The sequence below is a fragment of the Priestia sp. BR_2 genome (assembly GCF_041954005.1).
Classification (GTDB): domain Bacteria; phylum Bacillota; class Bacilli; order Paenibacillales; family Paenibacillaceae; genus Paenibacillus_AQ; species Paenibacillus_AQ lautus_A.
Window position 1 is genome coordinate 72,869 of record NZ_JAVFHM010000305.1, and the last position, 13,513, is coordinate 86,381.

The window sequence follows — 13,513 nt, forward strand, 5'->3', positions numbered from 1 at the left end:
ACCTTCCCATCACCCCTTTTCGGAACCGAGCATGACCCCTTTGGCAAAATACTTCTGGGCAAACGGATAGATCAGCAGCACCGGAATCATCGACAACACGATCGTTGCGTTCTTCATGGCCTGCGGAGCAAGCGCCGACGCATCCACCAGGCTCGGATTGCTTCCGTTCTCGCTGAAAATCAGCATATCCCGAAGCACGACCTGAAGCGGGTACATATTCGCGTCGTTCAGGTAAATCAGCGGGATAAAGAAGCTGTTCCAATGGCCCATGAAATAAAACAATCCGATCGAGGCCAGCGCCGGTTTGGACAGCGGAAGCACAATCTGGAACAGGATGCGGTACTCGGAAGCGCCGTCGACGACGGCTGCCTCGCGCAGGGATTCCGACATGTTCTCGTAGAAGCTTTTGAGGATTAATAACTCAAAGGTCCAGATCGCATTCGGAAGCACGAGTGCCCATACGCTGTCCAGAAGGCCAAGCTCGGATACGATCAGGTAGTTCGGAATGATCCCCGGGTTCAGGAACATGGTCATGATGATTGCCAACAGGAAAAACTTGCGTCCGAAGAAATTTTTGCGAGCGAGCGGATAAGCCGCTACCGCCGTAAGCAGCAGGTTAATGGCCGTACCGAGCGCTGTATAAAAAATCGTGTTCAGATAGGCGCGCGGCACCCGGTCGTCGTTCAGCACCTGGGCATAAGCGTCGAGATTAAAACCCTTGGGAAACAAGGTGACATTCCCTTGCACCACTTCGGAGGTCGCGCTGAGGGAAACGGCGGTGATATAGACGACGGGGTACACGGTAATAATGGCAAGGCATGTCAGAATCAGCGTGTTGATAATGCCGAATAACGAGATGTTTCGAAGGCTGAATCGTTTGTTGTTTACCATAGTCCGCTACCTCCCAGTCGCTTGCTGAAGTAGTTGGAGGACAGCAGCAATATCATGGCGACAACGGCTTCGAACAAGCCTACGGCCGCGCCATAGCTATAATTGCTCTCCAGAAGGCCTTTCCGGTAGACATAAGTCGAGAATACGTCCGCCACCTCGTAAGTCATCGGATTGTAAAGCAGCAATACCTTTTCGTATCCGATCCGAAGCATCGATCCGGTCTTCAAGACAAACATGATAATAATCGTTGGAAGAATGGCGGGAATCGTGATTTTAAAAATCATGTGGCGCCTTTTGGCACCATCCACCTTAGCCGCTTCGTAAAGCGACGGGCTGATCCCTGCAATCGCAGCCATATAGATGATGGCTTCATAACCGACGGTTGCCCAGATATCCGATGAAACATAGATGGTTCTAAACCAGCTCGGCTCAATGAGAAAATACGTCTTCTCGAAACCTAACGCCGCGATCAGCTGGTTAATGATCCCCTGATTGGGCGACAGGAAGTCGATAATCATGCTGCTTATAATGACCACGGACAGGAACGAAGGCAGATAGCTGAGCGTTTGAACCGACTTTTTGAACCATTTCACTCTGACCTCGTTAAGGAGAATCGCCAGAATGATGGGAAAAGGAAAGCCGAAAATCAGATTGTATACGCCAAGAAGGAGCGTATTCTTGAACAGCAGCCAGAAATCCGGACTGCCGAAAAATTTCTCGAAATGCTTGAGCCCTACCCATTCGCTCTCCATGATGCCGGTAAATACGCTGTAGTCCTTGAAGGCAATGATCAAGCCGTACAGGGGCCCGTATCGGAAAATAACGTAAAACAACAGGCACGGGATAAACAGAATCAACAGCTGTCTGTCCCGCTTCATATGCTGAAAGGCCGAAACCATTCTTCTCCCAAACCCGCCGCGGGGTTTGGCGAGATTTGTCTCTGTCCCTGCACTTGACATGGTGTTCCCTCCTTAAGATGATGAGCAGCACCCGAGCGTCGTACCCGGATGCCGCCATCACTCTTATTTCTTCTGCGAATTATTTCGTGGCTTCATCCAATCTCTTCTGGGCTGCGTTGAAAATATCGACGATCTGCTTGGCTCCCTGCTTCTCAGCCTGCGCCTGCCATTGCTGCCACTGCGCATCGCCGTAGTTTTTGTTGAGAATGTATTTCGCGTTAAATTCATCCGCCAATTTCTTCAGGGAGGTTTGGATTTCCGCAATCTTTGCGGTTTCGTCATCCGTAAAGTTCACGACCGGATCCAGCGGCTCGAATTTATTGCCGTTCAGGAGCTTATCCTGAGCCTCCTGCTCCTTCTCCGTATAGTTGAAGTACACGCTGCGCTTGTCGGAATTGACATACAATCCTTGCAGCCACAGGCCATAGCGGTCCTCCAGCACGCTGATATCCACCAGCGGCACGTCGGTCAGCTCCGGATAGACGGCTTTATCGCCTTCCATCTTGAACGTCTCGCCTTCCACGCCCATCGTCACCAGCGTGGCGCCGGACGGGCTCGTCAGGTAATCGAGCAGCTTCAGGGAAGCTTCCTTGTTGTCGTTGTTGGCTACCGCGATGCTGAAGCCGTTCGTGATGCTCTCGATCGTCTTGCCGTTGCCGGTCGGTCCGACCGGATTGCCGTATCGCAGGTCATAATTCGGATTTTGGTCCTTGACCTGGTTGTAGAACAGGTCCAAACGTCCGATCCAGTCATAGGTGACAAAGGATTTATTGCCTGACGTCATTTTCGCCGTCCAGGAATCGTCGGTGTCCGTCATGAATTCCGGATCGAGGAGCCCCTCGTTGTACAGCTTCTTCATGAAATCGAGCATTTCTTTGTGCTCAGGCTGTATGGTCGCGTACTTCCATACCTTGGCCGTCTCGTCGTAATACGTCGGATAGTTGGCTCCGCCGATTCCCCAGCCGAAGGCCCAATCGCGGAAAATGTTCTCTTTCGTTTTCGAGGCGTAAGGATAGGAATCCGGATAGGCTTCCTTCAACTTTTTGAGGGCCTGATAGAATTCGTCGGTATTCGTCCATTCCTTGATGCCCAGCTCATCGAAGATGTCTTTGCGGTACAGGAAGCCGTGGTTCACGTCACGGTTGATGTTTGCAACCGGCCAGGTATAGATGTTGCCGGATTCGTCTCCGTAGGACGGAATGACCCAAGGATTCTCGTCCACATACATTCTTTTGAAGTTCGGCAGCATGTCGACATATTCGTTAATGGCAACGACCGCTTTCTGCTTGCCGATCTTCTTCAGCTCCGGAGGCGTCAATCCGTGGATGATGTCCGGGAGCTTGCCGGATGCAACGGTTACTTTCAGCTTGTCTTGAAACGTAGCCGAAGAATAGGGTTGGAAATTCACTTTGATGCCGGTACGCTTCTCGATCTCCTTGGCAAGCAAGGAATCGTTCAGGTTGGTCTTCTCGCTGACGACCATCCAATTGATCGTTGTCGGTTTATCGACCAGCGGAAGCGCGAGACCGCCAGTATCCCCATATTGATCCGGATCTGCCGGTGCCGTTGGAGGTGCTGTTTCTCCGTCCGTTCCGGGAGCTGCCTCTTTATTTCCTCCGCTGCATGCGGCCAAGATTGAAATGATTAATGTGAACACGAGTGCCATACGAAACCATTTTTTTGTCATTTGCGTTCCTCCTCTAAATCCATCATTTGAATGCGGCTGACTGAATCTGTGCGATCGCTACTCTACCCCCGTCATTTCTTCTCATCCGTGTGTCTGCTTACTCATCCGGTCTACGTTTGTAAATCAAGATGCTTCCTATCATGCCTCCTTGTTGACGAAGATCCCGGCCTGTCGCAGGAATATTCTAAAATGATCGGGCATCCGCTGCCGAGGGTCCGGCACGGAATTTTCTACCCATCCACATCATAAAAACGCTTCCACGATTCGTAAAGAAGCGTATTTCTGTGAGATGGCGTTTTTTCTTCTTCAAGCGGGCGAAATGCCGAAAACCCGCATAACATCGGGCTTTTTGAGCATGTGGAAAATGCTAAAGCGGTAGAAATAGATAAAAAAATAGAGGGATTTCATCACGAAATCCCTCACGGAAGATGTTAAATTTCTTCTCTTCCCCATCGTATATTCATGAAGCAGAACGTCATCGGCGATCCATCAAAACGGGTGTGAATCCAATCACTCGTTTCCGTCCTTCTTCGCTTTGACACCCTTCTCCCGCAATTTCTTGCCTTCCTTGCCGTATAGATCCTTCAGGATTTTCTTGCCGGTCGGCGTCTGCGCAAGTCCGCCCTTCGCCGTTTCCCTGTGCTTGGACGGCATGGCCGTGCCAACCTCCAGCATCACGTCGATCACTTCGTCGGATGGAATGACGCTGCGCACGCCGGCAAGCGCCATATCCGATGCCGCCAGCGCCGTCACGGCGCCGAAGCCGTTGCGCACGATGCAAGGAATCTCGACAAGCCCGCCCACCGGGTCGCAGATAAGTCCCAAGGAATTCTTTAGCGCAAGCCCGACGGCGTGAACGGCCTGCTCCGGCGTCCCTCCCCGCAGCTCCGTCAAAGCGCCTGCCGCCATACCGATAGCTGAGCCGACTTCAGCTTGGCAGCCGCCCTCCGCACCGGAAATAAACGAGTTGTTGGCAATGACGTAGCCGATCGCGCCAGCGATGAACAGCCCCATCACCAAATGCTCGTCTTCCCAGCCGAAGCGTTCCTGCGTGCTGACGAACACCCCGGGAATAATGCCGCATGAGCCCGCCGTCGGCGTCGCCACGATGCGCCCCATGGAGGCATTCACCTCGGACACGGACAGGGCGTAGGCCAGCGCCGTGCAAGCGTCGGTACCAAGCGCGGGTACCCCGGTGCTCATATATTGATGAACGCGCACGGCATCGCCGCCGGTCAGGCCGCTTTTGGAAGGGACGGGTTCATGGATTCCCCGGTGCACCGCTTCCTTCATGATGCCGTAGTAATCGGCCATTTGCTTGAACGTCTCGTCCCGGCTTTTCCCCGTTTCCTTGATCTGTTCATTCAGCATCAGCTGGCCGATCGTCACCTGATCCTCCCGGCAGCATGCAATGATCTGCTCCAGCGTAGAAAACTTCATGACTGCGCCTCCTCTACTGTCAAATCCGCGATGACGACCCGATGCACGCTCGGCAGTCCTTCGATATGCTTCATCAATTCGGCCGGAACCGCTTCGTCCGACTCCACCACCGTCATGGCATCGCCGCCCCTTCCCTTGCGGTCCACGTCCATATAGGCAATGTTGACGCCGCCGGCCTCCAGGAGCCGGGTGATATGCGCGACCATGCCCGGCGTATCGTCATGAAAGACCAGCAGCACCGGATAATTCATCGTAAACTTGACGTCGAAACCGTTCACGCGCAGCATTTCCACGCTGCCTCCGCCAATGGAAGCGCCCGCAATGACATCGGTATGATCGCCGTCGGTCAGCCTCAGCTCCACGGTATTCGGGTGAAAGGCCACATTCTGTGCCGTCTTGAAGGTAAGTTCAATGCCTGCCGCTTCGGCAAGCTCGATCGAATTCCGGATGCGCATATCGTCCGTGGCAAAATCAAGCAGCCCGCCGACGACAGCCAGATCGGTGCCGTGGCCGCGGTAGGTTTCGGCAAAAGATCCATAGAACACAATTTCCGCCTGATCGGGGAATGCTCCAAATATGCGCCGCGCGGCTCTTCCGATCCGCACGGCCCCAGCGGTATGGGAGCTGGAAGGCCCCACCATGCTGGGCCCAATAATAGAAAACACATCTTTAAACCGCATGCGCGATTCCCCACTTTCGACTATTCTGCCCTCATTGTATCAGTCTGCCAGCCAACTTTCCAAGTGCTCCCGAATAAAATCGTCATCGTTTAAATGGGGATAATCCCGGTAGACCCGATCTATCTCTTCCGATTGTCCGGGAGACAGCGTTTCATGCGGATTCAGGCACCATGTGCCTAGCAGCAGCCCCTGTCTGCGGAGCACCTCATGAATGCCCGGGATGCAGCCCGCAAACTGATGGGCGGGATCGAAGAAGGCCGCATTGGAGTCGGTAATCTCGACGTTGCGCGTCAGCCATTCCTTCCCGAACTGCTCCTGCTTGCGCGCCTCTTTGATTTCCTCCAGCAGCTCCACCGCTTTCCTGGTCCAGACCGCCCAGTGACCGAGCAGACCGCCGACGATAGGCTTGGCGACCGGCGTTCCGTCCACCTGGAATCGATAGGTCGTCAGCAAATCGTTGACGATGTTATCGTCATTCCCCGTATAGAGCGCAATATCGTCTCTGCGGCTCGAATAACAGACGGCACGAACGACGTCAATCGTCTGATAGCGGTTGAAGGGGGCCATCTTGATCGCTACGATATTCGGAATTTCTGCGAAGGCACGCCAGAATTCGAAGGAGAAGATGTTGCCGCCAACCGATGGCTGAAGATAGAACCCGATCACCGGCATTCTCTGCGCGATCTCTTCCGTGCGCTTCAGAATATCCTCTTCGCTCCAGCCGCTTAACCCGCCCATGCTGAGCAGGACGGCATCATAGCCGAGCCTGCGGGCGATCTCCGTTTCCTCCACGGCTTGCTCCGTGGGGCCGCACACGCCGGCCACCATCAAGAAGGGGCGGTCAAGCTCCGCCCTGCGGACCTCTTCCGCCGCGAGCCGCAGCACCGGTTCATACAAGTCGATGCCTTTATCGCGGATCTCGAATTGGGTAGAGTGAACGCCAACCGCCACACCGCCCGCACCGGATGCGGCGTAATAGCGGGTCAATGCCCGCTGGCGGCGTTCGTCCAGCTTCCGGTTCTCGTCCAAAGCCAGCGGATGCGCCGGTATGACGAGCCCTTCGTGAAGAGCTTTCAGCTTCTCGGGGGCCAACCTCTGCATTGCAGGAATCTGTCCGCTCATTAGAATTTCCCCTTTCTCTCTTGGAAGTGTGTCGGCTTGTTCCAGCTCTGGCCGCCGGATTGCACCCATGCTGCCGTCCAATCCAGCATCTGCAGCAGCGACACCTTCGGATAACCGAAGAGCTGGTGGGATTTCGAGGCGTTGTTCAGGAGTGCGGTCTCGGATTCCGTACCTGTAAAGGTCACTTCCTTGCCCATCCGTGCCGCCAATTCCTGTGCCGCCCAGCGGATCGACATCGTCTCCGGTCCGGTAATGTTGATGATTTCGGGAGGCGAGCTGCAATGCAGGAGCGAACGGAGCGCCATCTCGTTGGCATCCCCTTGCCATATGATATTCGCATGCCCCATCGCCAGGTGAATCGGCCGGTCCTCATGGATCGATCTGGCAAGCTCATGCAGAACGCCGTACCGCATATCGATGGCGTAATTCAGACGGTAGATTGCCATCGGCGTACCATTCTGGTGGGAGAAATATTCAAAGACGCGCTCTCTGCCGAGACAGGATTGCGCATATTCCCCGACCGGCTCCGGCGCAACGGATTCGTTGACTCCGCCGCTGCCCACCGGCGAGAACGGATACACATTCCCCGATGAGAACACCACCATGCGGGATTGCTTGAATTTCTCGGCCACCCGGCCCGGCAAATACGAGTTCATCGCCCAAGTAAAATATTCGCGGCCGGTCGTGCCGAATTTGTTGCCGGCCATATAGATCACGTTTGGAGCCTCGGGCAGCTGCTGCAGCTCCCCGTCGTTCAGCAGGTCGCACGAAATCGTCTGTACGCCCGCCTCCTCCAGCTCGCGCCTGGCCTCCTGGTTCGAGAACCGGGATACGCCGATGATCCGTTTGCCGCCACCGCCTTCGCGCACGGCGTTGGCGGCCAGCCTTGCAAGGCTGGGCCCCATTTTTCCGCCGACGCCAAGCACCAGGATATCCCCTTCCAAAGACGCCAAATCGGCAACAAGCTGTGCTGAAGGCTCCGCCAGCTTCGCTTCTAATGCTGCAACGGTTAACATGAACAATCTCCTCCTCCGATTGATGATTCTTCTTCATCATACGGCCCCGTTTGATATAAAGACAAATCTTTAAATCGTCTTTAAATAAACGACACACAAAAAAAGCCCCCTGATGTCAGGGAGCAAACGAAACGTTCAGCACAATATATCGAAGCACGAAGAAGGCAGCGATAAAAAGGGAAGCCAGTCCGAGCAGCGTAAAAATGAAGATTTTCTCTAAGCGGGAAAACGGGGCTCTCGTTCGCTTCAAGTCCATCACCTCATCTTCCATTATAGGAAACGCCTGATATCTTATTCCAAAAAGGTGAATCGGAAGATTTGCCTCGGCCTTCCTCTCGGCACCTTCTCGATCCCCGAAATCTCCACCAACCCGTTGTCGGTCCAAAGCTGAAGCAGCCGATGCGCGCTGCGGACGGTAATGTCCAGCAGGTGGGCGAGCTCATGTACCTTGTATTCGTATTTACCCGAACGGGCGCGCTGGTTCAGCAGCTTGCTCAAATAGGCGCTCGTCATGCCCGCATCCTCTGCTCGCTTGATCAGCCCTGCATCCGTAAAAGACAGCACCTCCAGCACGGGATCGGCCATCTCCAGCGGCCCTATCAGCGTACCATCCTCACGCACGATAAAACAGGCGTTGCCGCCAACCTCCTTGGACTTCCGCATCGCGATGCGCGCATGGGTTCCGGCCATACTGGCCGACCTGCCGAATCCCATGCCGATGCTGAGCGAAATGCCGTAGGTTTTGTTCACGTCTTTGGCCAAGGGAATCGTTTTGTAACCTCCGGTTTCCCGTTCGAAGATGCCGCGCGTCGTGAAAAACAGATACTCGTCCCCGCCCAGATGGGTCAGATAACCATCCAGGGATTCCACATAATCGAGCACCATCCGGTGAATATCGAGCTTCAGCTTCTGCACCTCATGCTCATTGTTCCGTCTCAGCGCCTGCGTGCCGAAATCGTCTATATTTATCATCCCGACCACAATCTGGCCTTCCCAGCTGCGGCGGGATGCCGTGGACAGCAGGGCTCGCTCCAGCGATACCACGATATCCTGATCGGAAGGAAGCAGCCATTCATTGGGTATTCCGAGCCGCGTCAGTTCTTGGGCCACGGATTCCACGCCCGTGAATGCAACAGAGCAACCGCCGGATTCGTATTGATGGCGATGAAACGCGATCAGGCTGCTCTTCGGGGCGTAAGCCGGCCCGTCGTAGACGACAGCCTGTACAGCAGGGATGCCCAGATCCTTCATGGTCCGAACCACCATCGTCTCGGTTAGGGTGTCCACCGATATGCCTCCATCCAGTCGTTCCTGCTGTCCGGCATGGAACAGCGCTTTATATAAACCCGCGTCCGTGACGGGAACGTAATGTACAGGGATCTTGACCTGACCGAGCTCCTTCACCTTGCGCTGGGACAACGGATCCGAGAGGAACAACACTTCGACTTCGCTCCCGATCCGCTCCGCCAGTGCAGGCGCTTCGTCTTCATCCTGGAAAACCAGCGGCGCAGGGTCAAAGGAAGGAAAGGTTTCAATGACCTTCATGATCTTGTCAACGATCGTCCGGGTTCCGATAATACCGATGCGGATTTGCTGGACAGGGGGGCGGGTCCGCTCCGTCATGATGCCTTCACTCCCATCTTTCCCATTTCCGAGAAGCCGTGCATGAGCAGGCCGGTACGGATACCTAAATCATACCCGCTATCGAAAATTTGGCAAGCGGAAGCTGGACTCCCCCTAAACAGGCCCCTGCCATTTCACAGCAAAAAAGAGCCGTAACGGCTCTTTTCAGGATTGCTTCGCACCATTTATACGGCAGGGCGAAGCTGTTGTCCTTGAGACTACCAGCCCAGATCCAGGATTTTTCCCGTATCCGCATAGGTCTTCAAAATGCTCATGACCATCCACCAGCTGTCCGCCGCCTTGGCGCGAGACGGATGATCGGGCGTGTACTGATCATTGACGAGCGTCAGCTTGGTACAGTTCCCTACCGGCTCGAGGGTGAACGTGATGCGGGACTCCAGTTCCTCATGGTTCGCATAATACGACGGACCGGGATGCTCGGACAGGCTCAGCACCTTTTGCGGCTCATAAGCCAGAACATTCCCGTAAACATGAACCGTCTCCTCCCCGTCATTCCCCGGGCCTACATAAGCGAAAGGCTCTCCAACTCGGAAGGAAGACCTCAGCTCGCTCCCGAAAAAGGTAGCTCGAGTCCCCTCCGGCGAAATCAAGACTTCCCATACCTTCTCCGGCGAGGCTCCGATATAAAACTCATATTGCAGCGGCTCCATGCAGTTTCCTCCTACCTTCTATATAATGCGCAGGAAGACCGGCTTGTCCTCCTGTGATAAGATGATGTTATCAAGCAGCCGCAATCCAAGTATTGTAAAAATGCGACGGGTTGCTTCCCGCGAACATGGCGTGCAGCAATCAAGTCCCGTACGAGGACCGTGCCGTGCCAAATCAAGCCTGCTGCGGAATTATCGGAGGTGGTTATGTCATGATACGGCGTTCTGATCAGCCCAGCCTCGGCATCTTGAACATGAGAAAAGCCGGAGAGAAATTCCAGCTCTTGCGCGTCCCTCCGTCGGAGGACCTTTCCCATTTCATCAAGCATTACTGGATCATTCATTGGGATTTAACCGGCCAGGAGCCCCATCAGCAGGATGTCGTTCCCAACCCTTGTGCCAATCTGGTCGTTCAATCCCGTCGGACCGCTTTTTACGGCGTATCGAGCACGAGACATTCCCACCATCTGGCGGGCAGGGGGCAAGTATTCGGCGTCAAATTCAGACCCGGCGGATTCCATCCGTTCGCGAACATGGCCATGGACCGTCTAACGGATTCCTCCATAGGCACCATGGAGATTCTCCAGGTTGAGCCTCAAGTGCTGGAAGACCAGCTATTGACTGCAGAGCAGCCGGATCACAAGGTCCACCGCATGGAGGAGCTCTTTCGCCGCATACTGCCCGACAAAGATGAATCGATTGAACGAATCAACGCGATCGTGGATGAGATTCATCGAAACCGCGACATCCTCCGGGTGGAACAGCTTAGCGATGGGTTCCGGATGAGCCCGAGATCGCTTCAACGTCTATTCAAGTCATACGTCGGGGTGAGCCCCAAATGGGTCATCCGCCTGTACCGGCTGCAGAATGCCGCCGAGATGCTCGAAGGCCCCGATCATCAGGATATGCTGAAATTAGCCATGGACATGGGGTATTATGACCAATCGCATTTTATACGGGATTTCAAAGCGGTGATCGGTAAGACGCCGGAAGTTTATGTTAGGGAACGATAAATCTAAGGGAGGTAACAGCATGTTTACGATACAGGCGATCGGAACGATCCATAACGAAAGAAAGGCGATTCAGGATGATTACTGGGGGGATGTCATCTCGAAGATCAAGCTGGGCGAAGAATGGAATGAAAGCTCCCTGGATGGGATTGAGACGTTCAGCCACCTTGAAATCATTTATGTCTTCCATCTCGTCCAGGATGACAGCATCCAATACACGGCGAGACATCCGCGAAATAATCCGAGCTTTCCCAAGGTCGGTATCTTCGCCCAGCGCGGCAAGAACCGTCCCAACAAGCTAGGAGCCACCATAGTGGAGCTGGTAAGCAGAGAGGGCAGGTCCGTTTTCGTTAAAGGGCTGGATGCCGTAGACGGGACTCCCGTCGTTGATATCAAGCCTGTCATGAAAGAATTTTTGCCGAAGACAAAGACCAAGCAGCCCCAATGGGCTACGGACATCATGTCCCGTTACTGGGAATAATGATTAAGATTCTTCATAATTACCAAAAAACAGCGCTGCCGCCTGTCCTTTGAGGTTCAGGGACCGGCCTAAGCCAGCGCTGTTTCTGTTGATCCGCATCATGCTGCATAACCTTAATGGTTAATCAGATTAATTAGAAAGGCTCTGACCCGAGACCGGCAGACGGATCTCAACCGATGTTCCCCGCTCTTCCTCGCTCCGGATGACGATCCGGCCATTGTGGCTCTCCATGATGCGGTGAACGATCATGATGCCCAGCCCATTGCCGTCCGGCTTGGTGGTATGGAAGGGTTCCCCAATCCGCCGAAGCACGTCCTCCGTCATGCCGGAGCCGTTATCCGTAAAGGTCACGCGCTGATATTCATCCTCCACATCCATCTGAATGTGAATGTTTCCGCCATACGGCAGGGCCTCCATCGCATTTTTCAAGATATTGAGAAAAACTTGCTTGATCTGGTTCCGGTCGCATAGAATCGTTGCATTCCGGCCGAAACATTGAGTCATCTTTATGCCGCCAAGGCTTGCCTGAATGGCAAACAAATGAAGCACTTCCTCCAGAATCTCGCCGCAATTCTCAAGCTTAAACACAGCCGCCTGGGGCTTGCCCAGGATCATGAATTCCCCTACCATCAGATTGGCCCGCTCCAGCTCGGACATGATCAGGTCATAGTGCCGGAGAGCGGCATCCTTATTGGCCAGCTGAAGCATTCCTTTTACCGTCGTGAGGGGATTGCGGACTTCATGGGCGATGCTGACGGCAACCTGGCCGGCAAACACCAGCTTCTCCGTATTCCGCAGCACTTCCTCCGTACGCTTCATCTCCGTAATGTCGCGCAGGGAGCCCACGACCCGCATAAGCTGCCCTTCCCGGTCAGACACCGGCTGAACATCCAGGATATAGTGGTGCATGCTTCCGAATAACTCAAGGGACAGCTCTTCTCCTATGCAAATCTCCTGTCCGTGTATCACCCGCTCATAATACTCGCCAATCGGCTTGATGCCGAACACCGGGCGGCCCACGTATTTCGTCCGGTCACGGTCACCGGCATCCGGGGACAGCAGGCTTACGCTGGTTTCGTTCATCTGCAGGATCTGGCCCTCCGCATCGGTGATGATCACGCCGTAATGCTTCGTTCCCAGCAGCACCTGGTTCAAGGTTTGCAGCTGCGTGTTCTGTTTGCGGGTCACCATCTCCCGTTCCAGGGAATCGGCCATCGTGCAGAGCAAGGCATATAAATGCGGGTGAACAAACTCCTTGTTCGTCATTAGGGAGATCGTCCCTATGATCGCCTTCCCGTCTTCGCCGTGAAAGGGAGCCGAATAACAGGCCATGCGGTGAAGAATGTGATGAAAATGATCTTCTCCTATCAACGTAAACGGCCGTTTGTACCGAAGGCACAGATCTATCGAGCTGGGGCCGTCTTCTTGGGAATACCCGCTGCCCTCCATGATGCCCAAATAACGGGCCGTTTCTATGATGGTCGGGTCCCCCTCCATATCAAGAATGAAGCCCTCGTTATCCGTCATCGTAATCACGACAGGGTTCCCGGATCCGGAGGAAAGGAATTTATTCACGAAGACTTGGATCACTTCGATATATTCGTTATATTTGGCACGCCTTGCAGCCAGTGCTTCAGCATTCAATCGATAAGTATGTGTTGGAAGAAGCTCCGGGTTCATCCCCTTGTCTATACACTGCTGCTTTGCTTGTTGAATGATCTCCTGATCGGTTATCACACCAAATCGATTGTTCAAAATCACATACCCCTTTTTATCATACTGCCACTTTCATGTCACATATGTTTATTCTAACACTTTTATCGGCAAATGGAGCCCAACCGTAAACTTAATGAGCATGCGAATATGCAGCCTTCATCTTATCATGGGAAAGAGCTCTATATCTCCCTCCTTTTTATGTAACTATTTACAGGAAATA

13 protein-coding genes are annotated in these 13,513 nt (G+C 53.9%); 2 read left to right on the top strand and 11 right to left on the bottom strand.

Annotation, left to right across the window (positions count from 1 at the left end; all coding sequences use genetic code 11):
• Window positions 1–9 precede the first annotated feature (9 nt).
• The 10 genes from RB298_RS25995 to RB298_RS26040 form a co-directional block, all read right to left on the bottom strand.
• Window positions 10–891 (bottom strand): carbohydrate ABC transporter permease, encoded by an 882-nt coding sequence (locus RB298_RS25995; protein WP_486049236.1) that lies wholly within the window; start codon window positions 889–891, stop codon window positions 10–12.
• Window positions 885–1,850 carry an ABC transporter permease gene (locus RB298_RS26000; protein ID WP_009595687.1) on the bottom strand — a complete coding sequence of 322 codons (966 nt, stop codon included), beginning with the start codon at window positions 1,848–1,850 and terminating at the stop codon, window positions 885–887. The genes RB298_RS25995 and RB298_RS26000 overlap by 7 nt, the downstream gene beginning before the upstream one ends.
• 79 nt (window positions 1,851–1,929) lie before the next feature.
• Window positions 1,930–3,537, bottom strand: a complete 1,608-nt coding sequence (locus tag RB298_RS26005; RefSeq protein ID WP_192569899.1) for an ABC transporter substrate-binding protein — start codon at window positions 3,535–3,537, stop codon at window positions 1,930–1,932.
• A 510-nt stretch (window positions 3,538–4,047) separates the two neighbouring features.
• The gene (sdaAA, locus tag RB298_RS26010) at window positions 4,048–4,977 is read right to left on the bottom strand and encodes an L-serine ammonia-lyase, iron-sulfur-dependent, subunit alpha (protein ID WP_486049238.1); all 930 of its coding nucleotides are present in this window, start codon (window positions 4,975–4,977) and stop codon (window positions 4,048–4,050) included.
• On the bottom strand, window positions 4,974–5,657 hold the full coding sequence (sdaAB, locus tag RB298_RS26015; protein WP_096774722.1) for an L-serine ammonia-lyase, iron-sulfur-dependent subunit beta: 684 nt from the start codon (window positions 5,655–5,657) through the stop codon (window positions 4,974–4,976). Before sdaAB ends, sdaAA begins: the two co-directional genes overlap by 4 nt.
• A 39-nt stretch (window positions 5,658–5,696) precedes the next feature.
• Entirely contained in the window at window positions 5,697–6,779 is a 1,083-nt protein-coding gene (locus RB298_RS26020) for a dihydrodipicolinate synthase family protein (RefSeq protein WP_486049240.1), read from the bottom strand.
• Window positions 6,779–7,795, bottom strand: coding sequence for an NAD-dependent epimerase/dehydratase family protein (locus RB298_RS26025; protein WP_486049242.1), 1,017 nt, complete (start codon window positions 7,793–7,795; stop codon window positions 6,779–6,781). The genes RB298_RS26020 and RB298_RS26025 overlap by 1 nt, the downstream gene beginning before the upstream one ends.
• 115 nt (window positions 7,796–7,910) lie before the next feature.
• The gene (locus RB298_RS26030) at window positions 7,911–8,045 is read right to left on the bottom strand and encodes a hypothetical protein (RefSeq protein WP_255250561.1); all 135 of its coding nucleotides are present in this window, start codon (window positions 8,043–8,045) and stop codon (window positions 7,911–7,913) included.
• Window positions 8,046–8,086: 41 nt separating this feature from the next.
• The gene (locus RB298_RS26035) at window positions 8,087–9,418 is read right to left on the bottom strand and encodes a hypothetical protein (RefSeq protein ID WP_213580073.1); all 1,332 of its coding nucleotides are present in this window, start codon (window positions 9,416–9,418) and stop codon (window positions 8,087–8,089) included.
• A 218-nt stretch (window positions 9,419–9,636) separates the two neighbouring features.
• Window positions 9,637–10,089, bottom strand: coding sequence for an SRPBCC family protein (locus tag RB298_RS26040; RefSeq protein ID WP_486049244.1), 453 nt, complete (start codon window positions 10,087–10,089; stop codon window positions 9,637–9,639).
• A 209-nt stretch (window positions 10,090–10,298) separates the two neighbouring features.
• On the opposite strand from RB298_RS26040, the gene RB298_RS26045 reads away from it, so the two are divergent.
• The gene (locus RB298_RS26045; RefSeq protein WP_486049246.1) at window positions 10,299–11,099 is read left to right on the top strand and encodes a DUF6597 domain-containing transcriptional factor; all 801 of its coding nucleotides are present in this window, start codon (window positions 10,299–10,301) and stop codon (window positions 11,097–11,099) included.
• Window positions 11,100–11,118: 19 nt separating this feature from the next.
• Window positions 11,119–11,577: an SAM-dependent methyltransferase gene (locus tag RB298_RS26050; RefSeq protein WP_096774728.1), complete on the top strand. Its 459-nt coding sequence runs from the start codon at window positions 11,119–11,121 to the stop codon at window positions 11,575–11,577.
• Between the two features lie 129 nt (window positions 11,578–11,706).
• On the opposite strand, the gene RB298_RS26055 is transcribed toward RB298_RS26050, so the two are convergent.
• Window positions 11,707–13,338, bottom strand: coding sequence for an ATP-binding protein (locus RB298_RS26055; protein ID WP_486049248.1), 1,632 nt, complete (start codon window positions 13,336–13,338; stop codon window positions 11,707–11,709).
• Between the last annotated feature and the right edge of the window lie 175 nt (window positions 13,339–13,513).